Source organism: Cellulomonas sp. (genome assembly GCF_017744555.1).
In the GTDB taxonomy this organism is placed as follows: domain Bacteria; phylum Actinomycetota; class Actinomycetes; order Actinomycetales; family Cellulomonadaceae; genus Cellulomonas.
Window position 1 is genome coordinate 75,569 of the sequence record NZ_JAGIBD010000012.1, and the last position, 25,827, is coordinate 101,395.

Annotated in this window: 31 protein-coding genes and 1 tRNA gene; 11 read left to right on the plus strand and 21 right to left on the minus strand. The window is 74.3% G+C overall.

Features of this window, described 5'->3' with window-relative positions; genetic code table 11:
* Nucleotides 1-150: 150 nt before the first annotated feature.
* Entirely contained in the window at nt 151-510 is a 360-nt protein-coding gene (locus tag J7523_RS09990) for a metalloregulator ArsR/SmtB family transcription factor (protein ID WP_291885667.1), read from the plus strand.
* Nucleotides 507-1,757 carry an MFS transporter gene (locus J7523_RS09995; protein WP_291885670.1) on the plus strand — a complete coding sequence of 417 codons (1,251 nt, stop codon included), beginning with the start codon at nt 507-509 and terminating at the stop codon, nt 1,755-1,757. Before J7523_RS09990 ends, J7523_RS09995 begins: the two co-directional genes overlap by 4 nt.
* A 93-nt stretch (nt 1,758-1,850) precedes the next feature.
* Here the strand turns inward: J7523_RS09995 and J7523_RS10000 are convergent, their stop codons facing one another.
* The 4 genes from J7523_RS10000 to J7523_RS10015 all read right to left on the minus strand — a co-directional run bounded on the left by J7523_RS10000 (nt 1,851) and on the right by J7523_RS10015 (nt 4,040).
* Complete coding sequence (locus J7523_RS10000; protein ID WP_291885674.1) at nt 1,851-2,135, minus strand: hypothetical protein; 285 nt, start codon at nt 2,133-2,135, stop codon at nt 1,851-1,853.
* 138 nt (nt 2,136-2,273) lie between these two features.
* A tRNA-Lys gene (locus J7523_RS10005) sits at nt 2,274-2,346 on the minus strand.
* 67 nt (nt 2,347-2,413) lie between these two features.
* A complete protein-coding gene (locus J7523_RS10010) occupies nt 2,414-3,280 on the minus strand; it encodes a GNAT family N-acetyltransferase (RefSeq protein WP_291885677.1) in 867 nt (288 codons plus the stop codon).
* Between the two features lie 52 nt (nt 3,281-3,332).
* Nucleotides 3,333-4,040, minus strand: a complete 708-nt coding sequence (locus tag J7523_RS10015) for a winged helix-turn-helix domain-containing protein (protein WP_291885679.1) — start codon at nt 4,038-4,040, stop codon at nt 3,333-3,335.
* Nucleotides 4,041-4,196: 156 nt separating this feature from the next.
* Here J7523_RS10015 and J7523_RS10020 point away from each other — a divergent pair, with 156 nt between their 5' ends.
* Both J7523_RS10020 and J7523_RS10025 read left to right on the plus strand, forming a co-directional pair.
* Entirely contained in the window at nt 4,197-4,649 is a 453-nt protein-coding gene (locus tag J7523_RS10020; RefSeq protein WP_291885682.1) for a hypothetical protein, read from the plus strand.
* Nucleotides 4,650-4,944: 295 nt separating this feature from the next.
* Complete coding sequence (locus J7523_RS10025) at nt 4,945-6,483, plus strand: von Willebrand factor type A domain-containing protein (protein ID WP_291885685.1); 1,539 nt, start codon at nt 4,945-4,947, stop codon at nt 6,481-6,483.
* Nucleotides 6,484-6,490: 7 nt separating this feature from the next.
* On the opposite strand, the gene J7523_RS10030 is transcribed toward J7523_RS10025, so the two are convergent.
* From J7523_RS10030 to J7523_RS10040, 3 genes are all read right to left on the minus strand, one after another.
* A complete protein-coding gene (locus J7523_RS10030) occupies nt 6,491-6,994 on the minus strand; it encodes a DUF4304 domain-containing protein (RefSeq protein ID WP_291885687.1) in 504 nt (167 codons plus the stop codon).
* A 55-nt stretch (nt 6,995-7,049) separates the two neighbouring features.
* The gene (locus J7523_RS10035; RefSeq protein WP_291885690.1) at nt 7,050-7,256 is read right to left on the minus strand and encodes a hypothetical protein; all 207 of its coding nucleotides are present in this window, start codon (nt 7,254-7,256) and stop codon (nt 7,050-7,052) included.
* Nucleotides 7,257-7,352: 96 nt separating this feature from the next.
* Complete coding sequence (locus J7523_RS10040; protein WP_291885695.1) at nt 7,353-8,024, minus strand: helix-turn-helix domain-containing protein; 672 nt, start codon at nt 8,022-8,024, stop codon at nt 7,353-7,355.
* Nucleotides 8,025-8,070: 46 nt separating this feature from the next.
* Here J7523_RS10040 and J7523_RS10045 point away from each other — a divergent pair, with 46 nt between their 5' ends.
* Complete coding sequence (locus tag J7523_RS10045; RefSeq protein ID WP_291885698.1) at nt 8,071-8,490, plus strand: arsenate reductase ArsC; 420 nt, start codon at nt 8,071-8,073, stop codon at nt 8,488-8,490.
* A 61-nt stretch (nt 8,491-8,551) separates the two neighbouring features.
* On the opposite strand, the gene J7523_RS10050 is transcribed toward J7523_RS10045, so the two are convergent.
* A complete protein-coding gene (locus J7523_RS10050) occupies nt 8,552-8,788 on the minus strand; it encodes a hypothetical protein (RefSeq protein ID WP_291885701.1) in 237 nt (78 codons plus the stop codon).
* Nucleotides 8,789-8,793: 5 nt separating this feature from the next.
* Complete coding sequence (gene arsM / locus J7523_RS10055) at nt 8,794-9,540, minus strand: arsenite methyltransferase (RefSeq protein WP_291885704.1); 747 nt, start codon at nt 9,538-9,540, stop codon at nt 8,794-8,796.
* Between the two features lie 105 nt (nt 9,541-9,645).
* On the opposite strand from arsM, the gene J7523_RS10060 reads away from it, so the two are divergent.
* Together J7523_RS10060 and J7523_RS10065 are read left to right on the plus strand one after the other, a co-directional pair.
* On the plus strand, nt 9,646-10,017 hold the full coding sequence (locus J7523_RS10060) for a metalloregulator ArsR/SmtB family transcription factor (RefSeq protein ID WP_291885707.1): 372 nt from the start codon (nt 9,646-9,648) through the stop codon (nt 10,015-10,017).
* The gene (locus J7523_RS10065; protein WP_291885710.1) at nt 10,014-10,526 is read left to right on the plus strand and encodes a GNAT family N-acetyltransferase; all 513 of its coding nucleotides are present in this window, start codon (nt 10,014-10,016) and stop codon (nt 10,524-10,526) included. Before J7523_RS10060 ends, J7523_RS10065 begins: the two co-directional genes overlap by 4 nt.
* Before the next feature lie 3 nt (nt 10,527-10,529).
* Here the strand turns inward: J7523_RS10065 and J7523_RS10070 are convergent, their stop codons facing one another.
* The 3 genes from J7523_RS10070 to J7523_RS10080 all read right to left on the minus strand — a co-directional run bounded on the left by J7523_RS10070 (nt 10,530) and on the right by J7523_RS10080 (nt 14,236).
* Complete coding sequence (locus J7523_RS10070; RefSeq protein ID WP_291885714.1) at nt 10,530-11,726, minus strand: low temperature requirement protein A; 1,197 nt, start codon at nt 11,724-11,726, stop codon at nt 10,530-10,532.
* Between the two features lie 63 nt (nt 11,727-11,789).
* Entirely contained in the window at nt 11,790-12,974 is a 1,185-nt protein-coding gene (gene hutI, locus J7523_RS10075) for an imidazolonepropionase (protein WP_291885717.1), read from the minus strand.
* The gene (locus J7523_RS10080) at nt 12,971-14,236 is read right to left on the minus strand and encodes a formimidoylglutamate deiminase (RefSeq protein ID WP_291885720.1); all 1,266 of its coding nucleotides are present in this window, start codon (nt 14,234-14,236) and stop codon (nt 12,971-12,973) included. The genes hutI and J7523_RS10080 overlap by 4 nt, the downstream gene beginning before the upstream one ends.
* Between J7523_RS10080 and J7523_RS10085 the strand changes: the two genes are divergently transcribed.
* Nucleotides 14,193-14,351, plus strand: a complete 159-nt coding sequence (locus J7523_RS10085; protein WP_291885832.1) for a hypothetical protein — start codon at nt 14,193-14,195, stop codon at nt 14,349-14,351. The genes J7523_RS10080 and J7523_RS10085 overlap by 44 nt on opposite strands.
* On the opposite strand, the gene J7523_RS10090 is transcribed toward J7523_RS10085, so the two are convergent.
* The 3 genes from J7523_RS10090 to hutH all read right to left on the minus strand — a co-directional run bounded on the left by J7523_RS10090 (nt 14,341) and on the right by hutH (nt 18,868).
* Nucleotides 14,341-15,486, minus strand: coding sequence for an allantoate amidohydrolase (locus J7523_RS10090; protein WP_291885827.1), 1,146 nt, complete (start codon nt 15,484-15,486; stop codon nt 14,341-14,343). The two genes, J7523_RS10085 and J7523_RS10090, sit on opposite strands and share 11 nt — an antisense overlap.
* A 116-nt stretch (nt 15,487-15,602) precedes the next feature.
* Nucleotides 15,603-17,267, minus strand: coding sequence for a urocanate hydratase (gene hutU, locus J7523_RS10095; protein ID WP_291885723.1), 1,665 nt, complete (start codon nt 17,265-17,267; stop codon nt 15,603-15,605).
* Nucleotides 17,264-18,868, minus strand: coding sequence for a histidine ammonia-lyase (gene hutH, locus J7523_RS10100; protein WP_291885726.1), 1,605 nt, complete (start codon nt 18,866-18,868; stop codon nt 17,264-17,266). Before hutH ends, hutU begins: the two co-directional genes overlap by 4 nt.
* 102 nt (nt 18,869-18,970) lie before the next feature.
* Here hutH and J7523_RS10105 point away from each other — a divergent pair, with 102 nt between their 5' ends.
* Both J7523_RS10105 and J7523_RS10110 read left to right on the plus strand, forming a co-directional pair.
* Complete coding sequence (locus J7523_RS10105) at nt 18,971-19,738, plus strand: IclR family transcriptional regulator (RefSeq protein WP_291885729.1); 768 nt, start codon at nt 18,971-18,973, stop codon at nt 19,736-19,738.
* A gap of 41 nt (nt 19,739-19,779) precedes the next feature.
* On the plus strand, nt 19,780-21,699 hold the full coding sequence (locus tag J7523_RS10110; RefSeq protein ID WP_291885731.1) for a M3 family metallopeptidase: 1,920 nt from the start codon (nt 19,780-19,782) through the stop codon (nt 21,697-21,699).
* Nucleotides 21,700-21,706: 7 nt separating this feature from the next.
* Here J7523_RS10110 and J7523_RS10115 read toward each other — a convergent pair whose 3' ends face one another.
* Entirely contained in the window at nt 21,707-22,447 is a 741-nt protein-coding gene (locus J7523_RS10115) for a DinB family protein (RefSeq protein ID WP_291885733.1), read from the minus strand.
* Nucleotides 22,448-22,549: 102 nt separating this feature from the next.
* Nucleotides 22,550-22,975 (minus strand): class Ib ribonucleoside-diphosphate reductase assembly flavoprotein NrdI, encoded by a 426-nt coding sequence (gene nrdI / locus J7523_RS10120; protein WP_291885735.1) that lies wholly within the window; start codon nt 22,973-22,975, stop codon nt 22,550-22,552.
* Between the two features lie 126 nt (nt 22,976-23,101).
* Between nrdI and J7523_RS10125 the strand changes: the two genes are divergently transcribed.
* Entirely contained in the window at nt 23,102-23,551 is a 450-nt protein-coding gene (locus J7523_RS10125) for a hypothetical protein (RefSeq protein ID WP_291885738.1), read from the plus strand.
* Between the two features lie 19 nt (nt 23,552-23,570).
* On the opposite strand, the gene J7523_RS10130 is transcribed toward J7523_RS10125, so the two are convergent.
* From J7523_RS10130 to J7523_RS10145, 4 genes are all read right to left on the minus strand, one after another.
* Entirely contained in the window at nt 23,571-24,239 is a 669-nt protein-coding gene (locus J7523_RS10130) for an AIM24 family protein (protein WP_291885740.1), read from the minus strand.
* A 274-nt stretch (nt 24,240-24,513) separates the two neighbouring features.
* The gene (locus J7523_RS10135; protein WP_291885742.1) at nt 24,514-24,924 is read right to left on the minus strand and encodes a hypothetical protein; all 411 of its coding nucleotides are present in this window, start codon (nt 24,922-24,924) and stop codon (nt 24,514-24,516) included.
* Complete coding sequence (locus J7523_RS10140) at nt 24,890-25,375, minus strand: hypothetical protein (protein ID WP_291885744.1); 486 nt, start codon at nt 25,373-25,375, stop codon at nt 24,890-24,892. The genes J7523_RS10135 and J7523_RS10140 overlap by 35 nt, the downstream gene beginning before the upstream one ends.
* 63 nt (nt 25,376-25,438) lie before the next feature.
* A complete protein-coding gene (locus J7523_RS10145) occupies nt 25,439-25,825 on the minus strand; it encodes a hypothetical protein (RefSeq protein WP_291885746.1) in 387 nt (128 codons plus the stop codon).
* Between the last annotated feature and the right edge of the window lie 2 nt (nt 25,826-25,827).

Below are 25,827 nucleotides of genomic sequence, written 5' to 3' on the forward strand. Positions count from 1 at the left end.
CTCCCTGGCGACCTGGGGCTCTCTCCAGGACGAGTGTTCACGTCGCCGGGGTGCACGGGCAACCGGTTCGACGGCTCCGGGTCGACGACCGTCCGGGCCAGCTGCCTGCGGAGATGCCTCACGTACCGCGATCAGGCTTACTATCTGCGCATGCACGAAGATACGCAGGAACCCCGGCTCGAGGTCGGCTCGCACGACGTCGACATGGCCGTCGAGGTGTTCGCGCTGCTCGCCGACCCGACGCGCGTCCGGATCATCCTCGCCCTGCGCGACGAGGAGCTGTCGGTCAACCACCTCGCCGACATCGTCGACAAGTCCCCGACCTCGGTGTCGCAGCACCTGGCGAAGCTCCGCTGGGGTCGCATCGTCCAGACCCGCCAGGACGGCAACCGGGTGTTCTACTCGCTCGTCGACGAGCACGCCCGCACGCTCGTCACGCAGGCCGTGTACCAGGCGCAGCACGCGGTCGACGACGTCCCCGCGCACCACCGCGCCCGTATGACCCCGTGAACGCGCTCGCCGACCCGCGGTTCCGGAGGCTCTTCACCGCCCAGGTCATCTCGCTCGCGGGCACCGGGCTCGCCACCGTGGCGCTCGGGCTGCTCGCGTACGACGTCGCGGGTCCGGGCGCCGGCCGGGTCCTCGGCACGGTGTTCGCGATCAAGATGGTCGCGTACGTCGTCGTCGCGCCGCTCGCAGCCGCGCTCGTCGTGCGCTTGCCGCGCCGGGCCGTGCTCGTGTCGGCGGACGTGCTGCGCGCGGGGATCGCGCTGTGCCTGCCGTTCGTCGGTGCGACGTGGCAGGTGTACGTGCTCGTCTTCCTGCTGCAGGCGGCGTCCGCCGTGCACACGCCCACGTGGCAGTCCGTGGTGCCCGACGTGCTGCCCGACGAGCGCACCTACACGCAGGCGCTGTCGTTCTCGCGGCTCGCCGACGACCTCGAGATGGTCCTGTCGCCCGTGCTCGCGGCGGCGCTGCTGCTCGTCGTGTCGTCGCATGCGCTGTTCGTCGGCACGGCGATCGGGTTCGCCGCGTCCGCCGTGCTCGTCGCGTCGCTCGTCGTCCCGAAGGTCGTGGCGTCGGGCGACGGGGAGACCGGGTTCGCCGAGCTGCCCCTCGGTGCCCGCGTCCGGCACGGTGCCGCCCTGCTGGTGCGCACGCCGTCGCTGCGGCCCGTCCTCGCGCTCAACCTCGCCGTCGCGGCCGCCGGAGCGTTCGTGCTCGTCCAGACGGTCGTCGTCGCGCGCTCGACGTTCGGCCTCGGGAACGACATGGTCGCGGTGCTGCTCGCCGTCAACGGCGCCGGGTCGATGGCGGCCGCGCTGCTGCTGCCTCGGGTGCTCGGGCGGCTCCCCGAGCGGACCGTGATGCTCGGCGGGGCCGTCGCGCTCACCGTCGCGACGGCCGCGATCCCGCTCGCGCTGGGTGCTTCCGCGGGTGCGGGGCTCGCCGCCGTCTGCGTGCTGTGGCTCGCGGTCGGTGCAGGGTGGGCCTGTGCCGAGGTGCCGGTCGGGCGGCTGATCGCCCGCGACCTGCCGGACGGCGACCGGCCCGCGGCGTTCGCCGCGCAGTTCTCCTTGTCCCACGCGTGCTGGCTCGTCACCTACCCGCTGGCCGGGTGGCTCGGCGCCGCCGGGCTGACCTCGACCGCGTTGCTGCTCGCGGGCGTGTGCGCCGGTGCGACCGTCGTCGCGGCGGTCCTGTGGCCGAAGGCCCGCGTCGGCGGCGCGCGGCTCGTCGCGACCTCCGCACCGTGAACCGTGCTGGTCATCCGGGGTCGCGGCGGCGTGGGTCGTCGTGGCCCCGTCACACCTGTCCCGGGCGTGTCCCGACGGCGACGTCGCCCAGCGTCAGCGCGTCGCGACCGCCCGGCGTGCCAGCACGTACCCGACGGCTCCACCGACCAGCATCCCGCCCGCGCCGAGCAGGTACGGCGCCCAGTGCCAGGGGGTGCTGGGGTACGAGACCGTCGGCGTGGAGACGGGCGCGTACGCGAACCAGCCGACGCTGAAGGGCCCCCGCTGGATGATCGCGGCCCCCACCGCGACCAGCACGGCACCGACCAGCGTCATGGTGACGAGGAGCACGACTCGGGCGCGCTCGCGCGGGGCCGGGGTGGTGAGGCTCTCGTCCATGCCGCGATGGTGGCGGAGCGACGTCGTCGAGGGCAATCCCGGTCCGTCGCGTCGGGGTGCCGGCACCGGCTGGTCGGCACGTGCACGGATCGCCTCGCGGAGCCCGGCCGAGGACGCGACGTCGCCTGCCGTGACGGGTGGGCCCCGTGGGGATCGAACCCACAACCCGCGGATTAAAAGTCCGCTGCTCTGCCAGTTGAGCTAGAGGCCCGGGTGAGGAGCACTGTAATCGGCAGTGGGCGAGCGACGACGCGGGCGCGTTGCCATCGGTCCGCGCGTCACACGGTCCGCGTGAGGTCGAACCGCTCGGGCAGTCGCCGGAAGCCGGCGGACTCGTAGGTCGCGACGGCGGGGACGAGGGCGGTCGGCGTGCAGACGAGGGCGCTCGACGACCCGAGCCGCCGTAGCTCGGCCGCCGCGGCCAGGCAGATCGCCCGCCCGTAGCCGCGGCCGCGGTGGTCCGGGTGTACGCCCATGGGCTCGAGCAGCCCCGGTCGTCCCGGGCCGGCCGACCACACCGTCACCCCCGCGACCGCGACGCCCATGCGGTCGCGCCCGAGCAGGCACCGCGCGTCGCTGTACGCCAGGCCGGCCGCCATCGTGCGCCACAGGTCGTCGGTGAACCGAGGGGTGCCCCAGGCGGCGCGGTGCACAGCCGTGAACTCCGACTCGTGGTCCGGCTCCACGACCTCGACGCGCAGCCCTGGCTCTTCCACGACGGCGCCGAGGTCTCGCCGCAGCGGCGTCCACCCCTCACCGTCGGACCAGCCCGCGTAACGCAGGACGTCGCGGAGCCGGGTGCCGTCGGGTGACTCGACGGACACGCGCCCGGACGGCAGGACCCCGCGGGACGGCCGGGACACGTCGGACGCGACCTGCTCGGCGAGCTCGTCGTCCCGCCACACCGTGGGAGCGACGGTGACTCGCAGGACGTCCTCGCCGTCCAGGAATCCGACGGCGAGGAGGTCGCCGTCCCGGCTCCAGGTGCGGACCGCCGCCGCGGTCGCCGTGGCACCGAACCGCCAGTGCCACCCCAGGTCGCCGTGGTGCAGCTGCACGGGCGTCGCATCGTCCTGCCACGCACGCAGGGCCAGGACGACGTCGTCGAGCCCATCCACGTCCGGCGTGCTCAGCTCGACGGCCACCGCGCGATCACATCCCGCCGCCGCGTGCGTGGCAAGTGCATTGCGGCGGCGGTCACCCGGCAGTCGGCAGGGCGATGTCGCTGTCGATGCCCCACGCGGTGCGCAACATGTCGAGACCGGTCGGCGTCACCCGCACGCCCCGGCCTGCCGGTGCCCGCACGACCCAGCCGGCCCGCAGGAACCGTGCGCCGACCGCTGCCCCGAGCGCCCCGGCCAGATGAGGACGGCGCTCGGTCCAGTCCGTGCACGCCCGGGTGGTCGCGCGGCGGCCGCCGACAGCCGCGTCGACGTCGACCCCGATCCCGCGCAGCCCGTCGCTCCCCACCGCCGTCAGCGCAAGCGTGTCGCTGTCGGCCAGCCAGCCGCGCTCGACCCACGCGTCCGTCAGTGCGACGCCGAGCCGTCCGGCGAGGTGGTCGTAGCAGAACCGGGCCCCGGCCAGGCGCTCCGCCTCCCGGCTTCGCCGCAGGCTCGTCACCGGGGCGTCGCCCGTCAGCCCGCCCAGCGCCTCGAGCGCGGTGGCGACGTCCGGCCCGGCCAGCGCGTAGTACCGGTGACGGCCGCGCGGCTCGCACCGCACCAGGCCGGCGTCGACCAGGACACCCAGGTGCTCCGACGCGGTCGACGGGCTGACGCCCGCCGCATGGGCGAGCTCGCCCGCGGGCCGCGTCGTGCCGTCCATCAACAGGTTGACGAACACCGACCGCGCGGGCGCCGCGAGCGCCCGGCCGACCGTCGTGAAGTCCCGGTCCCGTGCCATGGCGTCACGCTACGACCAGCACGCTTCGGCGAGCGCCGCAACGTCCCGCCCCTACCGTCGCGTCATGGGCAGCCACACGTACGCCGTCAACCTGCACTGTGACCACGCGCACCCGCTCGCGCGGGCTGTGGCGATGCCGACCGCGGTCGTGACCGCATGACGCTGCGCGACCTCGAGGTCCACCTGCCCGATCACGTCGGAGCGCTCGCGGACCTCGCGGAGGCCCTCGGTCGCGCCGGCGTGAGCATCGAGGGCGGCGGGGTGTTCATGCACGACGGCGTCGGCGTCGCGCACTATCTGGTGGACGAACCGGAGCGCGCCGTGCGAGCGGTCCACGACGCGGGCCTCGGGCCGGCGTCGGTGCGCGAGGTCGTCTTGGCCCGCCTCGACCAGGGCACCCCCGGCCAGCTCGGTGCGGTGGCGCGCCGTCTCGCGGACGCGGGCGTCCGGGTGCGCGTCCAGTACAGCGACCACGTGGGCCACCTCGTCCTGGTCTTGCCAGACGAGGAGAGGGCCTCGGGCGTCGCGGTCCTGCGGAACTGGACTGTCGGCGGCCGCATTCCCGACGGCGAGGCGAGCATTCGCGACAATGCCTTCCGCGGACTTTGATCGATCGCCTGGTTGCTGTTTCCGGTCTCATGCCGTACCCGTGCGAACGCGGGTCTGCGCTGGTCACCGCGGGTGTGGACCTTCGAAGGTCGAGACCGAAATGCGATCCGCTCGTGACTCGACCGGGACGGACGCGTGACCGTCCCGTGCTGGTCCGGGCGTTCTGTGACCGCGACGCTTCAATCCTCAGACAATGGAGGCAAAGATGCGTCGTTCGTCTTGGCAGGGCGTTCTGTTCCCCGTCGTCCGGCGTGGCCGCGCCACGGCACCTACCCGCGCCACAGCACCCACCCGCGTGACGGCGGCCCTGGCGGCCGTCGGCGTCCTGGGAGCGCTAGGTGCCTGCAGTGCGGGCGCGGACGGCGCGAGCGACGTCGCCCTCGGGCAGGAGCAGGCCTCCAGCGACTCCTACGCCTCCGAGGGGCGGCGGGACGTCCCGACGAACAGGAACGAGGAGTACGACGACTCACCGGAGCAGCCGTTCCAGGACGTCGCGACGAGCCCGCTGTCCACGTTCGCGTCGGACGTCGACACCGCGTCCTACAGCAACCTGCGCCGCCAGCTGCGGCAGGGCGTCGCGCCGGAGGGGGTCCGGATCGAGGAGCTGGTCAACTACTTCGACTACGACTACCCGGCGCCGGAGCCGGGTGCGGAGGACCCGTTCACGGTCACGACGCAGGTCGCGGACGCGCCGTGGGCGCCGGGCCACCAGCTGGCAATGATCGGTGTGCAGGCCACCGCCGAAAAGCCGGCCAGCCGCGGCAACAACATCGTGTTCCTGCTCGACGTGTCGGGGTCGATGGGTGAGGAGAACAAGCTGCCGCTGCTCGCCGACTCGTTCGCGCTGCTCGTGGACCGGCTCGACGAGGGCGACACCGTCTCGATCGTCACGTACGCCGGCAGCGACCAGGTGCTCGCCGACTCCGTGCCGGGCGACCGGCACCGCGAGCTGGAGCGGCTCCTGCGCGAGCTGCGGGCGGGTGGGTCGACGGGAGGCGCCGCGGGCCTGCAGACCGCGTACGAGCTGGCGTCGAAGAACTTTGTGGAGGGCGGCAACAACCGCGTGATCCTCGCGACGGACGGCGACTTCAACGTCGGCCCGTCGACCCCTGAGCAGCTCACCGACCTCATCGAGGACCACGCGCGGTCGGGCGTGTACATCTCGGTGCTCGGCTTCGGGATGGGCAACCTGAAGGACAGCACGATGGAGGCGATCGCCGACCACGGGAACGGCAACTACGCCTACATCGACACCCTCGACGAGGCGCGCAAGGTCCTGGTGGACGAGTTCGACTCGACGATGTTCGTGGTCGCGCAGGACCTCAAGCTCCAGGTCGAGCTGAACCCCGCGACCGTGTCGCGGTACCGGCTGCTGGGCTACGACAACCGCCGGCTCGAGGACGAGGAGTTCGACGACGACACGAAGGACGCCGGTGACGTCGGCGCAGGGCACGCCGTGACGGCGTTCTACGAGCTGGTCCCGGCCGGGGACGGGGCGCGGGACGACGGCCTGGACTACCAGGACGTCGACGCCGGGCACTCCACCGACTTCCTGACGGTGCACGTGCGCTACAAGCGCCCGGGCGGCGGCACCAGCACCGAGGTCGTCCTCCCCGCCGGGGCCGACACGTACACCACTCACCCGAGCGCCGACTTCAGGTTCGCGTCCGCGGTCGCCGAGTTCGGCCTGGTGGCGTCCGGCTCGCGGAACGCCGCCGACGCCAGCCCGGCCCGCGCGCGCGAACGTGCCGAGGCCGCCCTCGGTGAGGACCCGTACGGCCTGCGGTCCGAGTTCGTCAGCCTGGTCGACGCCTACGAGGAGATCGCGGGCTGACCTGACGTCACTCGTCGTCGGGCAGGCGCGGCCACGAGTACGGCCCGGGCGGTGCGGTGCCGTCGAGCCGGGCCGTGAGGTGGGGGACCGCGACCGCGCGGACCAGGTGGAGCACGTCGTCGACGACGAACGGGACGTCGTCCGCCGACCTGACGATCCACCAGCGGTCGACGGCGGGGTTCAGCAGCGAGCCGATCCGGGAGTACCACGCCGGACCGCCCTGGGACGTCGCCGTCGGGCGTGCCCCGAGCCACGGCGAGCGGGCGAAGGCGGCCGCCCACTCGGCGCGACGGGCGACGCACAGGTTCACGGTGAAGCCCGCCACGGACGCGTCGCTGTACCTCCAGCGCTGGAACGACAGCAGCGCGTAGTCCTTCGCGGAGCTGGGCAGCGACCAGTTCTGGCCCGACCCGCGAAACCCCGAGGCCCGCAGCTCGGGGCCGATCCGCGATCGGAGCACGTCGGTCACCAGCTCGGTCGCCTTCGCCGGGGGCGCGTCGGTCTCGCTCACGCGTCCGATGATCCAGGTCCGCGTGGCCGGGGTCGAGCCCGCGGTGGCGATCGGGTCAGACGGGGATGAGGTCGTAGCGCAGGTCGCGCGGGGCCGGGCGTTGGGCGGCGGTGCGCGTGAAGTCGACCGGCAGGGCGGGCACCTCGCCCGCGGGGCGGTCCTCGTCGTCCAGGGTCGCGTTCACCGTCATGGTCCGCTCCTTCGCGTCCGCGGCGCCGGCGTCGTTGCCGAAGCCCGTCCGACCGCCGGTGCCCGTGGTCACGGGTCCGACGCTCATCCCTCCCATCGGGCGCGCCGTCGTCCTCGGTAGGAGCTGCGGCCGCCTTCATCCCTTGGGCGACGCGAGCAGGTGCGGGCCTCAGGCCAGGACGAGCCTCGGCGCGAGGTCGGTGACGCGGCGGTCGAGCTCGGCGACGGCCCGGTCGAACGCGTCGTCGTCCGCGACGCGGACGGGGTCGGGGATCGACCAGTGGGCGTCGGCGACGAGGCCGGGCTCCTCGTGCGCGCGGTCGCACACGGTGATCACGAGGTCGTCGGGCCGCCGCACGGCGTCGACCAGCTGCGGCTGCTGCTCGCGGAGGTCGAGACGGTGCCGACGTGCCGCGGCGACCGCGCCGGGGGCGATCGACGCCGCCGGGCGGGTCCCGGCCGAGTCCGCGGGGATCGCGCTCGTGCGACGCCAGAGGGCCGCCGCGAGGTGCGAGCGTGCCGAGTTGGCGGTGCACACGAACAGCACCCGGGGCGGTCGGGGCAGGGCGGGGGCGAGCGGGCCGAGCTCGGTGGGGAGCAGCCGGAGATAGGTGCGGCGGCGGTCGCCCTCGGACCGGGTCCGCTGGACGAGGCCGTGCGTCACCAGCACGTTCACGTGGTGCGTCAGCAGGTTGGACGGCATCGACAGTGCGTCGGCGAGCTCGGACGGTGACGCGTCGCCTCGGGACAGGAGGTCGACGACCGCGAGGCGTCCGGGGTCGGCGAGCGCGCCGTGCAGCGCGGCGCGACGTGCGACCTCGGCCAGCCACTCAGTGTTCATTGAGTCAATCTTGACTGAGTCATCGTCGCGCATCAACCATGGTGCCGTGACCACCACGAAGCCCAGCGTCCTGTTCGTCTGCGTCCACAACGCCGGCCGCTCCCAGATGGCGGCCGGGTTCCTGTCCGCCCTGTCCGGCGGTGCCGTCGAGGTCCGGTCGGCCGGGTCGATGCCGGCCGACCAGGTCAACCCGGTCGCCGTGCAGGCGATGGCCGAGGTCGGCGTCGACATCGCCGCCGAGCAGCCCAAGGTCCTCACCAACGAGGCGGTCCAGGCGTCCGACGTGGTCGTGACGATGGGCTGCGGCGACGCCTGCCCGTACTTCCCCGGCACGCGGTACGAGGACTGGGCGCTCGACGACCCCGCCGGGCAGGGGATCGAGGCCGTGCGGCCGATCCGCGACCAGATCCGCTTGCGCATCGTCACGCTGCTCGACGAGCTCGGGGTCGCCGTCGTCGGCGCGTGACGACCGGCCCGCCGCCGAGGCGACGGGCCGGTCGAGGGTTCGGGCAGGACGAGGCCGGCGCTCAGGCCGGGCAGCACGCCGGTGCGGCGCCCCACCCGTCGGCCGGGACGAGCCGGGTCCGGGCGCCGCTCAGGAACGCCGCGGGCGTCGCGGTGGCGCTGCGCCAGGCGTCGCGCAGGCTCGGCCGCGGCGGGGCGACGGGCAGGGCGCGCTCGCGCAGCACGAGGGCGCGGTCGAGTCGCCGCTCCAGCTCGCGTTCCTGCTGCCGGTGGATGACGAGGTACATCTCGGGGTGCATGGTGCTCAGACCTCCTGCGGCTTGCGGGCCCGCACGACGGCGCTGTGCATGCCGTCGGCGACCTGGTGGGTGAACGTGACGTCGGCGTCGACGAACCCGGCTTCCGCGAGCCCGTCGAGGTACTCCTGCCGTGACAGGGCGCCGGCGATGCAGCCGACGTAGGAGCCGCGCTCGGCCCGCTGGTCCGGCGTCAGGTGGTCCTCGGCGACGACGTCGGAGATGCCGACGCGGCCGCCGGGCACGAGAACCCGGAACGCCTCGGACAGCACGGCCGGCTTGTCGGTGGACAGGTTGACGACGCAGTTGGAGATGACGACGTCGACGGACGCGTCGTCGAGCGGCAGGTCCTCGATGGTGCCGCGGTGGAACGCCACGTTGGTCGCCCCGGCCTTCTCCGCGTTGGCGCGGGCGAGGGCTAGCATCTCGTCGGTCATGTCGACGCCGTGTGCGAACCCGGTGGGCCCGACCCGCTTCGCCGACAGGAGGACGTCGATCCCGCCGCCCGACCCGAGGTCGAGCACACGCTCGCCCTCGCGCAGCTCCGCGACGGCGAGCGGGTTGCCGCAGCCGAGGGAGACGAGCTGCGCCTCCAGCGGCACGTCGGCGAGGTCGCTCGCGTCGTACAGCGCGGCGCCGAACTTCTCTGCCGTGCTGGTCGGCTCGCAGCCGCCGCCGCAACAGCCGGCGTCGCCGCCGACCTGGATCGCTGCCAGCGCGTAGCGCTCGCGCACCTGATCCCGGATGTCCGTCATGACCGCTCCTCGTATCGAAGGTTGTCGATGTCCGGCATCATGGACCCGTATATCGAAGTCTGTCAATATCGACATCGGTCAATCTCCGCACGTACACTGCCAGGCATGGCACTCGACCTGCTCCCCGTGGTGAGCTCGCCCGCCGCCTGCTGCACGCCGGTGACGGCGCCGACGATCAGCGAGGACGACGCCCAGCAGCTCGCTCGCACGCTCAAGGCGCTCGCCGACCCCACGCGCCTGCGGCTGCTGTCGCTCATCGCCGCGCACGAGGGCGGCGAGGCGTGCGTCTGCGACCTCATCGAGCCCGTCGGGCTGAGCCAGCCGACCGTGTCCCACCACCTCAAGCAGCTCACCGAGGCCGGCCTGGTCACGCGCGAGAAGCGCGGCGTCTGGGCGTACTTCACGATCGTGCCGGGAGCGGTCGACGCCGTGGCCGCGCACCTCGGCACGCACCTGCGCGTCGGCGGTGCCGTGTGAGCGGGACGATCACCGTCGTCCCCCTGACCGCCGCGCACTGGCCCGACGTCGAGCGCATCTACGCGGCGGGCATCGCGACCGGTCACGCGACGTTCGCCGAGGACGTCCCCACGTGGGAGGCGTTCGACGCGGGCAAGCTCGCCGAGCACCGGTTCGTCGCGGTCGACGAGACCGGGGCGGTCGTCGGGTGGGTCGCGGTGTCGCCCGTCTCGGAGCGGTGCGTGTACGCGGGGGTCGTCGAGCACTCGGTGTACGTCGACGAGGCCGTCCGAGGCCGCGGCGTCGGACGGCTGCTGCTCGAGGCGCTGCTCGCGAGCACGGACGCGGGCGGCGTGTGGACCGTGCAGTCGGGCGTCTTCCCCGAGAACACGGCGAGCCTCGCGCTGCACGCGGCCGCCGGCTTCCGCGTCGTCGGCACTCGCGAGCGGCTCGGCCGCATGACGCACGGGCCGCGGTCGGGCGAGTGGCGCGACGTCGTCCTGCTCGAGCGGCGCTCGCCGGCCCTCTGACGCTCAGGCGCGGCGGGCCGTCGCGCGCGCACGCAGCTGCGCCCCGACCGCGAACGCGTAGACGACCCCGGCCGCGAGCCCGAGCGCGCCGCGTGCGGGGAGCTTCGCAAGCACGGGCACGAGCGCGACGAGCAGCACCGCCTCGGCCACGCGCCGCCACAACCACGGCTCCCGCGCGGACCGGACCAGGACGGTCGCCCCCAGCAGGTACGCGGCGAGCCCGCCCGCGAGCAGTGCCGCCGCGAACGACCCGAACGGCTCGTCCGAGCCGACGTGCGCCATCGCCTCCTCGATGCCGACCGCGACCATGACGACCGACGCGACCAGCACGAAGTGCAGGTACGTGTACGCGAGCGTCGCGTACTCGACGCGCTCCACGCCCTGCAGGCGCGCCAGGCGGCGCTCGGCGGCACCGGCGGACTTGAGGAAGTAGATCCACCAGAGCATCAGGGCGATCAGGATCGACAGCGTCGCGCCGGCGATGACCGGCCAGCTCACGGGCAGGTGGGAGGCGCCGAAGCCGACCGCGATGACCGACTCGCCCAGCGCCAGGATGACGACGAGCCCGTACCGCTCCGCCCAGTGCGTCGGCGAGTAGAGCCGCCAGCTGCCGCGCCGGCCCGTGAGCAGCGTCATGAGCACGTCGAACGAGAACGCACCGAGCCAGATCCACGTCTGCGCGGGCTCGCCGACGAGCGCCCCGACGACGAGGAGCGCCGTGGACGGGACGATCGCGACCACCGCGGTCCGCACGAGCTGGCGGCGCAGCGCGGCGTCCCCGGCGGCCGCGACCACGTACAGGGCGCCGTGCACCACGCGGACGACGACGTAGGCCACGATGAGCACGAGCGGGCCGAACAGGCCGCCGGGCAGGTCCTCGTACGCCTCGGGGATCGACAGGGTCGCGACGAACACCGCCACCATCGCGATCCCCATGCCCACGCGCAGCAGACCCTGGTCCGCGGGCGACTGGTTCGCGAGCCAGCTGTACGACGTCCACGTCCACCACAGCAGCCCCAGCACCGTGAGCGCCTGGACCATCCCGCGCCCGCTGTGCGTCTCCGCGACGAGGTGGCTGACCTGCGTGAACGCGAACACGTAGACGAGGTCGAAGAACAGCTCGAACGTCGTGACGCGGTGCCCCTCGGGCGACGTGCGCAGGCCGACGGCCCACGGACGGCGGCGCGACGTCTCGGTCACGCGGCCACCCTGACAGAGCACCGAGCAGACGGTCCAGGGTGCCGCGTGCGCACGACGGCCGGCTCATCGACCGCCACGGGGCGGCCCCATCGGGAGGGCCCGGGACAGGGGCACACCCGGCCGGTAGGCGAGGTGCTCGTGCGACGGGGCGTCCAGCACGCACAGGTCCGCCCGCGCGCCGACGCGCAGGTGCCCGACGTCCGGCCGGCGCAGGGCGTGCGCACCGCCGAGCGTCGCCGCCCGCACGGCCTCGTCGACCGTCATCCGCAGCTGCGTGACGGCGAGCGAAACCATCAGCGGCATCGAGGTCGAGAAGCACGTGCCCGGGTTGCAGTCGGATGCGAGCGCGACCTCGACGCCCGCGTCCAGCAGCCGTCGTGCGTCCGGGAACGGTGAGCGGGTGGACAGCTCGACGCCCGGCAGCAGTGTCGCGACCGGGCCGCCGTGAGGTGCGGCGTCCGCGAGCGCGGTGACGTCGTCGTCCGACAGGTGCGTGCAGTGGTCGACGCTCGCGGCGCCGAGCTCGACGGCGATCCGGGCGCCCGGGCCGGGGCCGAGCTGGTTCCCGTGCACCCGGAGCCCGAGGCCGGCGTGCGCGGCGGCGGACAGGACGACGCGCGCCTCGTCGCCGTCGAACGCGTGCGGTGACCCCGGCTCGCAGAACACGTCGGCCCAGCGCGCGTGCGGCGCGCACGCGGCGAGCATCGGACCGGTCACGAGGTCGACGTAGTCCGCCCGGTCGACGCCCGGCGGGACGACGTGCGCGCCGAGGAACGTCGTCTCGGGCGTGACCTCGCGAGCGAGCCGCAGCAGCCGCTCCTCGGTCGCGGTGTCGAGGCCGTAGCCGCTCTTGATCTCGAGCGTCGTGGTGCCCTGCGCGCGGGCCTCCGCGACGAGGGCCGCAAGGCGCGTGCGCAGCTGATCGTCGGAGGCGGCCCGCGTCGCCGCGACCGTCCGGGCGATGCCGCCGCCCGTGTACGGCTCGCCGGCCATGCGGGCCGCGAACTCGTCGGCGCGGTCACCCGCGAACACCAGGTGCGTGTGCGAATCGACGAACCCGGGCAGCACGGCACGGCCCTCGACGTCCGTCTCCTCGTCCGCAGGAGGTGCCGCGCTCGCGGGCCCGACCCACGCGACCGCGCCGTCCTCGGCCACGAGCGCCGCGTCGCGGACGAGGCCCAGCGGGCCGTCGAAGCGCGGGTCGTGCGTGACGAGCTCGCCGATGCCGGTGACCAGGTGCGACGTCATGCGTCCGTCCCTCGCCAGACCGCGTCGACGGCCGCGCCGAGCAGCGCGCCGACGTCGCCGAGCACGTGCCGCCCGCCGTGGACCCGCACCACGCCGCCGCACACGACGGTGTCGACGTCGGCGCTGCCCGCGACGAGCACGAGCTGCGCCGGGTCGACCCCGGCGGTCCGTGGGGTGTCGGTGCGGACCGCGACGAGGTCGGCGGGGGAGCCGACCGCGATCCGGCCACCCGTCGGGTCACCGAGCGTCGTGTGACCGCCGTGCGTGAGGAGCTCGACGAGCGCGGCCGGGTCGAGGACGCCCCGGCTCTGCCGCGCCACACGCTCGTTCATCTCGACGTCCGCGGCTTCGGCGAGCAGGTCCGTGCGGACGTGCTGGTCGGAGCCGACCGACAGGCGTGCCCCCGCGTCGCGCAGCACGGCACCCGGGGCGAGGCCGTCGCCGAGGTCGCGCTCGGTCGACGGGCACAGGCACACGCCCGTGCCGGTGGACCCGAGCAGGGCGACGTCCTCGGGCGTGAGGTGGACGGCGTGGACGGCCGTGGTCCTCGGGCCGAGCGCGCCCGCGGCGGAGAGGACCCCGGTCGGCGTCGCGCCGTACGCGGCGTGGCACGCGTCGTTCTCGGCGCGCTGCTCGGACACGTGCACGTGCAACGGGCGACCTGCGGCGTGCTCGGCGATCCGCCGGATCGCGTCGCGGGGGACCGCCCGGACCGAGTGGATCGCGGCGCCGACCGTGAGCGTGGCGTCGGGGCGCAGGGCGTCGACGCGCGCGGCCCACGTGTCGACGTCGGCGTCCCCGAACCGTCGCTGCGGCCCGACGAGCGGCTGTCTGATGCCGCCCGCGAGGTAGGCGGTGTCGAGCAGCGTGATCCGCAGGCCGGCGTCATGCGCGGCCGTGCGCAGCGCCTCGGCCATGACGTTCGGGTCGTCGTACGACGTGCCGCCCGGGGCGTGGTGCAGGTAGTGGAACTCGCCGACGGCCGTGACGCCCGCGAGCACCATCTCGGCGAACGCCGCCCGGGCCAGGTCGAGGTAGGTGTCCGGGGTGAGCGTCGCCGCCAGCGCGTACATCCGCTCGCGCCACGTCCAGAACGTGCCGCCGTCGGCGTGCGTGCGGCCGCGCAGCGCGCGGTGGAACGCGTGCGAGTGGGCGTTCGCGAAGCCGGGCAGGACGACGCCGGGGAGGAGCTGGTCGCCGTGCTGTGCGGGTGCGTCCGTGGTCACGGCCGTGATGCGGCCGTCGGCGATGCCGATGCGCACGTCCCGCGCTGGGCCGTCGGGGAGCCAGGCGGTGCGGGCCCAGAAGGTGCTCGCCGCGCTGGCGGCGCTCGTCGCGCTCGTCTCGCTCGTCGTGCTCGTCGTGCTCATCGCGTGAGGAGCCGTTCGAGCGCGGCCGCGAGCGCGCCGACGCCGGTGAGGCAGTCGGCCTCGTCCGCGCTCTCCGCAGGTGCGTGCGAGACGCCGGTCGGGTTGCGGACGAACAGCATCGCGGTCGGCACCCCAGCAGCGGCGAGGATGCCGGCGTCGTGCCCGGCGCCCGTGCCGAGCCGCGGCGAGCCGAGCCCGGCGGTGCCGAGCGCCGTCGCGACCTCGTCGGCGAGGTCAGCGTCGAGCACCGTCACGGGGGTCCACGACTCCTCGTGCGGGGCGTAGGCCGCGAGCGCCGTGAGCACCGCCCGAACCCGCCGCTCGTCCTCTGCGCGGACGTCGAGCCACGCGGTGACCTGCGACGGGATCGCGTTGACGCCGTTCGGCTCGACCCGCACCTTGCCGACGGTCGCGAGCGCCCCGGCGTCGAGCGCCGCGGCGCGGACGTGCTGGACGAACGCCGCGAGGTCGAGCATCGGGTCGTCGCGGTCGGCGAGCGGGGTCGTGCCCGCGTGGTTCGGGGCGCCGCGCAGGTCGACGCGCCAGCGGCCGTGCGGCCAGATCATCCGTCCGACACCGACCGGGTCGCCGCTGTGGACGAGCCCACGACCCTGCTCGACGTGCAGCTCGACGAACGCGCCGACGCGGGCGAGCGCCTCGTGGTCCGGACCGAGATCGCTCGGGTTCCGGCCGGCGGTCGCGAGCGCGTCGGCCATCGTCGTCCCGTCGGCGTCGCGCAGCCCGCGGGCCCGATCGGGGTCGAGCACGCCCGTGAGCAGCCGCGACCCGGCGCAAGCCACGCCGAAGCGGGCTCCCTCCTCGTCCCCGAAGCAGGCGATGCCCAGCGGACGGGCGGGCCGGACGTCGCGCGCGCGGAGCACGTCGAGCGCGGCGAACGCGCTCACCACGCCGAGCGGTCCGTCGAACGCGCCGCCGCCCGGCACGGAGTCCAGGTGGCTGCCCGTGACAACGCCCGGCCCGGCGTCCGGGTCGCCCCACCACGCCCACTGGTTGCCCGCACGGTCGGTGACGAGGTCGAGCCCGCGGGCGGCGGCCTCGCCGGCGAACCACTCGCGCAGCGCGTGGTCCTCGCGGGTCCACGCGAACCGGTGGTAGCCGGCGCCGTCGGGGGAGCGGCCCACCGGGGCGAGGTCGGCCCAGGCCCGGCGGAACGTCGCGGCGCCGACGTCGGCGGCACCGGTCGCAAGGTCGGGCGGGGGGGACCCTGCGGCGTGCGCCGGGGGTGCCTCGGGCCTCGTCACGCGCCGTCCTCCCGCATCGGCACCCGCACGCCGTGCGCGTGCGCGACCTCCTCGGCCCGCGCGTACCCGGCGTCGACGTGCCGGAGCACCCCCATGCCCGGGTCGTTCGACAGCACGCGCGCGAGCTTGCGGGCAGCGAGGTCGGTGCCGTCGGCGACGGACACCTGGCCGGCGTGGATCGAGCGGCCCATGCCGACGCCCCCGCCGTGGTGCAGCGAGACCCATGTGGCCCCGGACGACGCCGCGACGAGCGCGTTGAGCAGCGGCCAGTCGGCGATCGCGTCGGACCCGTCGGCCATCGCCTCGGTCTCGCGGTAGGGCGACGCGACGGACCCGGCGTCGAGGTGGTCGCGCCCGATGACGAGCGGCGCGGCGACCTCGCCGGACGCGACGAGCTCGTTGAACCGCAGCCCGGCGCGGTCGCGCTCGCCGTGGCCGAGCCAGCAGATCCGGGCGGGCAGCCCTTGGAACGCGACGCGCTCCTGCGCGGCCCGGATCCACCGGTGCAGGTGGTCGTCGTCCGGGAACAGGTCCATGACGGCCTGGTCGGTGCGGGCGATGTCGCGCGGGTCGCCCGACAGGGCCGCCCATCGGAACGGTCCCTTGCCCTCGGCGAACAGTGGCCGGATGTACGCGGGCACGAACCCGGGGAAGTCGAACGCCCGGTCGTAGCCGCCGCGGCGGGCCTCGTCGCGGATCGAGTTGCCGTAGTCGAACACCTCGGCACCGGCGTCCATGAACCCGACCATCGCCGCGACGTGCCGGGCCATCGACGCGCGGGCGCGCTCGGTGAACTCGTCGGGCTTCGCCGCGGCGTAGTCGGCCCAGTCCGCGACGTCGACCCCGACCGGCAGGTACGACAGCGGGTCGTGCGCGGACGTCTGGTCCGTGACGACGTCGACCTCGACGCCCCGCTGCAGCAGGACCGGCAGCACCTCGGCGCAGTTGCCGACGACCCCGACCGACAGCGCTCGCCGGTCGCGCTTGGCGGCGAAGAGCAGGGCGAGCGCGTCGTCGAGGGAGTCCGCGACCCGGTCGAGGTACCGGTCGTGCACCCGGCGGCGCAGCCGGGCGCCGTCGACGTCGACGATCAGGCAGGCCCCTCCGTTGAGCGTGACCGCGAGCGGCTGGGCACCGCCCATGCCCCCGCAGCCACCCGTCACGGTCAGCGTCCCGGCCAACGTGCCACCGAACCGCTGGGCGGCGACCGCCGCGAGCGTCTCGTACGTGCCCTGCAGGATCCCCTGCGTGCCGATGTAGATCCACGAGCCCGCCGTCATCTGCCCGTACATCGTGAGGCCGAGCTGCTCGAGCCGCCGGAACTCCGGCCACGTCGCCCAGTCGCCCACGAGGTTCGAGTTCGCGATCAGCACACGCGGCGCCCACTCGTGCGTCGTCAGCACGCCGACCGGCTTGCCCGACTGCACGAGCAGCGTCTCGTCGTCGCCCAGCGTGGTGAGCGTCCGGACGATCGCGTCGAACGCGTCCCAGCTCCGCGCGGCGCGGCCGGTCCCGCCGTAGACGACCAGGTCGTCGGGCCGCTCGGCGACCTCGGGGTCGAGGTTGTTCATGAGCATCCGCAGCGGTGCCTCGGTCTGCCACGACCGTGCGATGAGCGTGGTCCCGCGCGGGGCGCGCACGGGCCGGGGTCCGGCCGTCATCGGGTCTCCTCGGGGGTCTCGGTGGCGATATCGGCGTCGGCGGCCGACAGGACGGCGCCCGACGCGACGAGCGCGGCGACCGTCTCCAGGTCCGGGGCGAGGTGCGTGTCGGGGCCGGGACCGGCGACACCGTGCGCGCGCAGCAGGTCCCGCACCGCACCCGTGGCCGGGGCGGGCGTCAGGGGCGCGCGCAGGTCGAGCGCCCGCGTGCCGGTCAGCACCTCGATCGCGAGCACCCGGCCGAGCGCGTCGACCGCCCGGCGCAGCTTGCGGGCCGCGTGCCAGCCCATCGACACGTGGTCCTCCTGCATCGCGGACGACGGGATCGAGTCCACGCTCGCCGGCACCGCGAGCCGCTTGAGCTCCGACACCAGCCCCGCGGCCGTGTACTGGGCGATCATCAGGCCGGAGTCGACCCCGGGGTCGTGCGCGAGGAACGGCGGCAGACCGTGGTTGCGGGCCACGTCGAGGAACCGGTCGGTGCGCCGCTCCGACATGCTCGCGACGTCGGCCACCGCGATCGCGAGGAAGTCCAGCACGTACCCGAGCGGCGCGCCGTGGAAGCTGCCGTTCGACTCGACCCGCCCGTCGGGCGTGATCACCGGGTTGTCGATCGCGGCGGCGAGCTCGCGCCCCGCGACGGCCCGGGCATGCTCGACGGTGTCCAGCGCGGCACCGTGCACCTGGGGCGCGCACCGCAGCGAGTACGCGTCCTGCACGCGCGTGCAGCCGGGCCCGCGGTGGCTCGCCATGATCCCGGACCCCGCGAGCAGGGTCCTCAGGTGCGCCGCGGACGCGGCCTGGCCCGGGTGCGGTCGCAGCGCCTGCAGGTCGGCCGCGAAGACGGCGTCGGTGCCGAGCAGGCTCTCGACGCTCAGGGCCGCCGCGACGTCGGCGGTCGCCAGCAGCACGTCGAGGTCGTGCAGCGCGAGGACGAGCATGCCGAGCATGCCGTCCGTGCCGTTGATCAGCGCGAGCCCTTCCTTCTCCGCGAGCGTCACCGGCGCGATCCCGGCGGCTGCCAGCGCGTCGGCCGCCGGGACGACCGCCCCGGTCGCGTCGCGGACGTCGCCCTCGCCCATGACGGCGAGCGCGCAGTGGGCCAGCGGCGCGAGGTCGCCCGAGCACCCGAGCGACCCGAACTCCCGGACGACGGGCGTGATCCCCGCGTCGAGCACCGCTGCGTACGTCAGTGCCGTCTCCGGACGGACCCCGGTACGGCCCGTCGCGAGCGTCGACAGCCGCAGCAGCATGAGGGCGCGCACGACCTCCCGCTCGACCTCGGCACCCGAACCGGCCGCGTGCGACCGGACGAGGCTGCGCTGCAGGTCCGCGCGCCGTTCCACCGGGATCGACCGGGTCGCGAGCGCGCCGAAGCCCGTCGAGACGCCATAGTGCGGGGCGGTGTCGGCGGCGAGCGCGTCGACCACCGCGCGGCCTGCGGCGAGCGCGTCGAGCGCGTCGGGGGAGAGGGTCACGCCGGCGCCGTACCGGGCGACCCGGACGACGTCGTCGGGCGAGACGGGACCGACGCCGACGACGACGCGGGCCGGCTCGGCGGGTGCCGCAGGTGGGGGCGCGGCGGCGGTGCTCAGGCTCATGCGGCCATGACACCGCCGTGCGCGGGTCCGTGGCTGCGCTGCGCGTCAGAATTCTGTCTGGTATCCCAGACACGCGAGGATGGCGGCGAGCGAGGAGGGACCGTGGCCCGCAGCAGCGAGGTGCCCGCCGCGGACGCGACCCTGCGCGTGCTGCGTCACCTGTCGCGCACGGGTCCGGTGCCGGCCGCGTCGCTCGCGCAGGCCCTGGACCTGCCGCGCTCGACGACGTACCACCTGCTCGCCGTCCTCGCGGAGCACGGCTTCGTCGTGCACCTGCCCGAGGAACGCCGCTACGGCCTGGGCGTGAGCGCGTTCGAGCTCGGCTCGGCGTACTCCCGGCAGGCGCCGCTGGCCCGCGTGGCCCGGCCGATCCTGGCCCGCCTCGTCGACCACGTCGGCCAGAGCGCGCACCTGGCCGTGCTGCACGGACGCGAGGTCCTGTACGTGCTCGAAGAACGCGCCCCCGGCCGACCGCCGCTCGTCACGGACGTCGGGGTCCGGCTGCCCGCGCACCTCACGGCGAGCGGCCGCGCCATCCTCGCCGATCTGCCGTCGGCCCAGGTCAGGGCCCTGTTCCCGGGGCGTGACGCCTTCGTCGACCGCACGGGCGTCGGCCCGCGACGGCTCTCCGAGCTGCGCACGCTGCTGACCGAGGTGCGGGCTCGGGGCTGGGCGCGCGAGGACGGCGACGTGACGCCCGGGTTCGCGTCGGTCGCGGCCGCGGTGCACGACCACACGGGCTTCCCGATCGCGGGCATCGCGGTGACGTTCCCGCAGGACGACGTCGACGAGGACGACGTCGGACGCGTCGCGGGGACGGCCCGGCGTGCCGCGGACGACCTCTCCCGCCGGCTCGGCCCGCGCCCCTGATCTCCGTCGACCCGCCGCCGTCGCGTGTGTACCGTCGCCGCATGACCGCCGCGCCCTCCCGCTTCCCCGCCCCCGACGCGGACTGGCGGGCCTTCCTCGCCGAGACCGTCGACGCGTCCCTCGACGCTGCCCGCACCCACCTGGCGACGCTCAAGGACGGCACCGACCGCACCACCGCGGAGGTGCTCGGCCTGTGGGGCGAGAGCGACCTGGCCCTGGCGCGCGCGTCGTCCGCGGCCCACCTGCTCGCCGAGGTGCACCCGGACCCCGACCTGCGCGCGGCAGCGGAGGAGCGGGCGCAGGCGGCGGAGGACCTCGGGACGGAGCGTGAGCTCGACCACGCGCTGTTCGAGGTGCTCGCGGCGACGAGCACGGAGGGCCTCGACGCGGACGCGGCACGGCTGCGGGAACGGGTGCTGAGGGACTTCCGCCGCTCGGGCGTCGACCGTCCCGCCGACGAGCGGGACCGGCTCCGCGCGCTCGCCCAGCGCTGCACCGAGCTCGGCCTCGAGTTCGCGCGGAACATCCGCGAGGGTGCCCGCAGCATCCAGGTCCGCCCCGAGCAGCTCGACGGGCTGCCCGAAGACTTCCGCGCGGAGCACCCGGCGGGCGAGGACGGCCTCGTCACGCTCACGACGGAGTACCCGGACCTCCTGCCGGTGCGGACGTACGCGCACGACGCCGAGGTCCGCACGGCCCTGACGGCCGAGTACCTGCGCATCGGCTGGCCGCAGAACGCCCCCGTGCTCGCGGAGCTGCTGCGGCTGCGTCAGGAGCGCGCGACGCTGCTCGGCTACCCGGACTGGCCGACGTACGACGCCGAGGTCAAGATGATCGGCTCCGGTGAGGCCATCGGGGAGTTCGTCGACCGGCTCGACGCGCTCACGGCCGAGCCGGCCCGCCGTGACGTCGACGTGCTGCTCACCCGGTTCCGCGCCGACGACCCGTCCGCCGCCGCGGTGACGCCCGCGGACAGCCTGTACTACGACCAGGTGGTGCGCCGGGAGCAGTACGACGTCGACGCGCAGGAGGTCCGGTCGTACTTCCGGTACGACGCGGTGCGCGACGGCGTCCTCGACACCATCGGCCGGTTGCTCGGTCTCGACTTCGTGCGGGTGGACGGCGTCGCGACGTGGCACCCGGACGTCGAGGTGTACGACGTCGCGTCCGACGGCGAGCGCATCGGCCGCGTGTACCTCGACATGCACCCGCGGCCCGGCAAGTTCAACCACGCCGCCCAGTTCCCGCTGGTCCCGGGCGTCGCGGGCCGGCACCTGCCGGAGGGCGTGCTGGTCTGCAACTTCTCGACGGGCACGCTGGAGCACGACGACGTCCTGACGTTCTTCCACGAGATCGGCCACCTGGTGCACGAGATCGTCGGCGGCGGTCAGCACTGGGCACGGTTCGCGGGCGTCGCGACCGAGTGGGACTTCGTCGAGGCGCCGAGCCAGCTCCTCGAGGAGTGGGCCTGGGACGCGGACGTGCTGGGCTCGTTCGCGACCAACGCCGACGGCGTCGCGATCCCCGCCGACCTCGTCGCCAGGATGCGCGCGGCCGACGCGTTCGGCCGGGGTGCGTGGACCCGGCGTCAGCTCAACTTCACGGCCCTGTCGTACGGGCTGCACGCCGCGCCGCCCGAGGACCTCGACGCGTACACGGCCGAGATCGACGACCGTTTCGGCCCCTACACACCGCTCGAGGACACCCATCAGTCGAGCGGTTTCGGGCACCTGCAGGAGTACGGGTCGGCGTACTACACGTACCTCTGGAGCCTGGTCATCGCGAAGGACCTGCGCACCGCGTTCGGCGACGACCTCATGGACCCCGACGTGGGCCGCCGCTACCGCGACGCCGTGCTCGCACCCGGCGGCACCGCCGACGCGGCCGACCTGGTCGAGCGGTTCCTCGGCAGGCCGACGACGTTCGACGCCTTCGAGAGGTGGCTGGCGGCGCGCGACTGACGGCCGATCACCGCCCGGTGAGCGTGTCGAGGTCGCGGACGGCGAACCGGTGGTGCTCCCACTCCTCCTCGAGGATCACCTGCAGGCACGACAGGACGGTCTCCGCGTGCTCGGGGGCGTGCGGGTTGCGCCGCTCCGCCGCGAGCTCGTCGGGCGTGACGGTCGCGAGGAAGTCGCGCACCATCGCGACCCGACCCGCGCGCACCTCGAGCACCTCGGCGTACGGCGGCGGGTCGGCCACTGCGGGCGGCACGTCGGCGTCCTGCTCGGCGCTGCTGTCCGCCTGCCCCAGCGGGTGGAACGGCTGCTCGACCTGCAGCACCGCCTTGCGCAGCCAGACGTCGGTCGCGTGCACCAGGTGCCGCAGCGTCTGCGCGAACGACCACTCGCCGTCCACCGACACGTCGACCGTCCCGTCGGGCATCGCCGCGGCGCGCGCGACCGTCGCCTCCCACGTGCGCTCGAGCGCGCTCCACGCCGCCCGCAGCCCTGCCGGGTCGCTCGCCCGCCGCTGCTCGCGTCCGGGGAACCGGCGGTCGAGCTCGGCCTCGACGAACGGCGTCACGTCGACGCCGTTGACGAGGAACGTGCCGTCGGGCAGCCACGGCGCGTCGATGTCGGCGCCCCCGACGTCGACGCCACGCATGACGACGCCCGACAGGTCCGACTCGACGAACCGTGCACCCCGCAGGCTCACGCCCACGAACCGGGCGCCCTTCAGCTCGTCGGTCCGTGTGAAGGTGGCCATGGCATCTCCTCGTCGAGGGGCTCGATGACGTCCGGTCGCAGCCGACCGTAGTCGGCGCCACCGACACGCCACACCCCCTGGCCGTGGCCGAGACGCGAGCTCCTACCCGCCGTGCGCCGCAGCGAGGCCCTCGTCGAGCCGGTCGAGGATCCGCCGGCACTCCTCGACGTCCCACGGCGTGCCCGAGATCTCGAACTCGAACAGCATCGGCCGCCCCGACGCGGCCGCGATCTGCCGCGCGGCCCTCTGGTAGTGCTCGCCGAAGTTCCGGTTCCCCGACCCCATCACGCCGACCATCGCGCGCCGGTTCACCGCGGAGCGCAGGAACCGCCGCACGCCCTCGGGGATCGTGTCGTTGTTCGGGTTGCCTGTCATGTACGACGGGGTCAGCAGCACCCACGGCCCGTCCACCTCGGACAGGCGGTGCTCGCGCTCGGCGAGGTTGAAGACGGGCCGGCCGAGCTGCTCGGCGAACACCCGCACGAGCCCGCTGGTCGACGAGTAGTAGTAGACGGGGACGAGGCGCACGGCGTCAGCGTCGTCGGCGCGGGCGCGGGGCGTCTGGGACCGACGTCCCGGTGGTCCACGCGGGGCCGTGGGTGCCCGGTGCGTGGGACGAACCCGCGCGGGTCGTCGACGTGCCACCCTGGGCCGGTGCCCCTGTTCCGCCGCCACCGCCCGGTCGTCGTCGCGCCCGAGTCCCTCGGCCCGTTCGACGGCTTCACGGCCGCCGACGCCCCCGCGCTGCAGCGGTCGTTCGACACGGCCCTGCACGTGCGCGAGCGGGCGGCCCGCGCCGACGTCGTGACGACGGTCGAGATCAGCCGGGGTGCGGGGGAGCGGCTCGTGGTGAGCTGGCGCAACCTCGTCGTCGGGTTCGTGCCGCCGGACCGCGTCGCGCCGTTCGACGCCGTCCTGCCCGCGGACCTGCGTGCCCACGTCGTCGTCCCGGGCGTCGTGCACCCGGTCGACGGGCTGTGGCGCGTGTGGGTCGGCGACCCGCCGGCCGACGGGTACCCGCCGCCTCCGCCCGGCCTCGACACGCTCCCGGTGCCGGAGGACACGATGCTCGGCATCCGGCTGCCCCGGCGGGACGGCACCTGACCGCTCGCGGTCAGCCCGGTCAGCTCGACACGACGGGGTGCCCCTCGGAGGCCTGCACGACGACGAACCCCTGCCCGGTGAACCCGAGCTGGTACGCCTCGCCCGACCCCCGCCCGACCACGGCCCCGAGCTTCGCGGTCTTGCGGACGGTCGACGTCAGCGACCGCGACCACAGCACGGCCGACTGCATGTCGACGAACGTCGGCACGTCGACCTGCAGCACGACGGGCGTCCCGTACGCCGTGACCGCGAGCGCCCCCGAACCGGTGAACGTCGTGTTGAACAGGCCGCCGCTCAGCATCGACGCACCCTCGACCCGGTTGATGTCCCAGGTCAGGGTGCTCTCGAACGCGAGGATGTTCGACCCGTTCACGGTCACGGACTCGTTCTCGAGCTCGACGACGAACACCTGGTCGGCGTCCTGCGCGAGGAACACGTCGCCGCTGCCGGACACCTTCATGAGCGACATGCCCTCGCCGGTGAACGCCTTCTTGAACATCTTCGAGACACCGCCCGAGCCCTGGTACGCGAAGTCGACGTCGCCCTGGTACGCGACCATCGACCCCTGCTTCGCGTAGAAGAAGCCGCCGGTCCCGGCGAGGTCGACCTTGAGCATCTTGTCGTTCTGCAGGACGAACCGCCCCGGCTCCGTCGACCGCTCCGCGTTCTGCATGAGTGTGCTGCGCATGACCTCGACCGTAGCGGCGCCGCGACCCGCGGCGGCGATGAGGGCGTCACGTCACGCTGCGGGCTGCGAGTGCAGCGGTGGCGGAGCCCGCGTCGGCGAACGTTCGGAGCGGGGTGACGGCGTGCTCGAGAACGCCTCGACCTCCTGACCGTGCGCGCCGAAGCTGTTCATGCGCCTTCCTCTCCTCACGGGGCCAGCGCGTCGCCGCCGGCCTCCGTCGCCGCCGCTGACCGGGCGGTCCTGCCGGCTGGACGACGAGCCACCACAGGTCCGCTCACGCGTCCTGACCCGAGGTGGTGGCGAGCGCGCGCTGCGCGGACGGGAAACCGGCTGCCACGTAGGGCTTCAGCAGCGCCTCGACGTGCTCACGGCCGAGCGCGTCACCGGCCGAGATAGCCGTCGACGCTGCACCGATGCTGTTCTTGATGCGCCCCATGGCGAGCGGGTGGTCGAACATGTCCCGGGTCAGGCCAAGCGACGAGAACGCCTGCAGCGCGGCGTCGTCGACCGCGGCCGCCTGGGCGGCCGGCCATCTCAGGTCGGCGATCGCGGCCATCGCCGCCGAGGCCTCCGGCGACTTCGTCGTGCCGGCGAGCGCCTGCCAGTCGGTGTCGCGGTGCCGCACCTCGTCGAGGAACTGCACGACCAGCTCATGCCGGGGTCCGAGCGTGCTCGACGCGTCCACAGGTGCTCCGTTCCTCTACTTGGGGTTGTGGTTGAACGTGATCTCGACGTCGTCCGCGAGCCGGAGCGCCGTGGTCGTCGATGACGGTCCCGTTGTCGACGAACGGCTGCAGCTCCGCGGGGATGACGTCCGGGTCGATCAGCCGGCCGCGGTGGGTCAGGCCCGACGACGACGGGACGTCGGGGTGGCCGCCGATGCCGGGGGCGTCGACGTGCGGCACGGTCGCGCCCGGGCCGCGCACCGGCGGGGTGACGTCCGGGTCCCACCCGTCCGCGTCGCCCCTGAACCAGTCGCCGTTCTCGGGGTTGTAGCCGACGACGAGCATGCCCCGCCCTGGACGAGCCCCTTGCCCCACTCGTAGCCGCGCCGACGCCTCGGGCCACTTCACCGTGCCGGCGAACGCTCGCCAGTCGGTGCCGTGATGCCGGACCTCGTCCAGGAACTGCTCCACGAGCTCACCACGGGGCCGGACGTGCTCGTCTGTCGTGGGCGCGCGCGGCGCTCAGGAGCCAGGTCACGGTGCAAGCGTGGCGAGAGCCGACTGGAAGCCTTCGTCGGCGAACGGCCGCAGCAGCGCCTCGAGATGCTCAGGGGCGAGCTCGTCCTGGACCGCGATGGCCTTCGCGCCGGCTGAGATGGCGACCTTGACCGTGCCGAGCGCGAACGGGTCGTCGAAGTCCCCGCGGGTCAGGCCGAGCGACCCGTACGCCTGGAGGGCGGCAGCGTCCACGGCCGAGAGGAGCGCCGCGGGCCAGTGCACTTGCGTCAGGGCCTTGACGGCCGGGCGCTGCTGCGGGGAGTCCGCCCTCGCCGCGACCTCTGCCCACCCGTCCGAGCGCTCGCGCACCTCGTCGAGGAACTTCTCGACGAGGTCGCCGTGGGTGCCGAACTTGCGCGTCATCC

Excerpts from the sequence above, each read along its gene's own strand:
- J7523_RS09990 (WP_291885667.1), top strand. The coding sequence starts at position 151 with ATGCACGAAGATACGCAGGAACCCCGGCTCGAGGTCGGCTCGCACGAC.
- J7523_RS10000 (WP_291885674.1), bottom strand. The coding sequence starts at position 2,135 with ATGGACGAGAGCCTCACCACCCCGGCCCCGCGCGAGCGCGCCCGAGTC.
- J7523_RS10015 (WP_291885679.1), bottom strand. The coding sequence starts at position 4,040 with ATGGCACGGGACCGGGACTTCACGACGGTCGGCCGGGCGCTCGCGGCG.
- J7523_RS10020 (WP_291885682.1), top strand. The coding sequence starts at position 4,197 with ATGACGCTGCGCGACCTCGAGGTCCACCTGCCCGATCACGTCGGAGCG.
- J7523_RS10040 (WP_291885695.1), bottom strand. The coding sequence starts at position 8,024 with ATGAACACTGAGTGGCTGGCCGAGGTCGCACGTCGCGCCGCGCTGCAC.
- J7523_RS10050 (WP_291885701.1), bottom strand. The coding sequence starts at position 8,788 with ATGCACCCCGAGATGTACCTCGTCATCCACCGGCAGCAGGAACGCGAG.
- arsM (WP_291885704.1), bottom strand. The coding sequence starts at position 9,540 with ATGACGGACATCCGGGATCAGGTGCGCGAGCGCTACGCGCTGGCAGCG.
- J7523_RS10060 (WP_291885707.1), top strand. The coding sequence starts at position 9,646 with ATGGCACTCGACCTGCTCCCCGTGGTGAGCTCGCCCGCCGCCTGCTGC.
- hutI (WP_291885717.1), bottom strand. The coding sequence starts at position 12,974 with ATGACGTCGCACCTGGTCACCGGCATCGGCGAGCTCGTCACGCACGAC.
- hutU (WP_291885723.1), bottom strand. The coding sequence starts at position 17,267 with ATGACGGCCGGACCCCGGCCCGTGCGCGCCCCGCGCGGGACCACGCTC.
- hutH (WP_291885726.1), bottom strand. The coding sequence starts at position 18,868 with ATGAGCCTGAGCACCGCCGCCGCGCCCCCACCTGCGGCACCCGCCGAG.
- J7523_RS10110 (WP_291885731.1), top strand. The coding sequence starts at position 19,780 with ATGACCGCCGCGCCCTCCCGCTTCCCCGCCCCCGACGCGGACTGGCGG.
- J7523_RS10115 (WP_291885733.1), bottom strand. The coding sequence starts at position 22,447 with ATGGCCACCTTCACACGGACCGACGAGCTGAAGGGCGCCCGGTTCGTG.
- J7523_RS10130 (WP_291885740.1), bottom strand. The coding sequence starts at position 24,239 with ATGCGCAGCACACTCATGCAGAACGCGGAGCGGTCGACGGAGCCGGGG.
- J7523_RS10145 (WP_291885746.1), bottom strand. The coding sequence starts at position 25,825 with ATGACGCGCAAGTTCGGCACCCACGGCGACCTCGTCGAGAAGTTCCTC.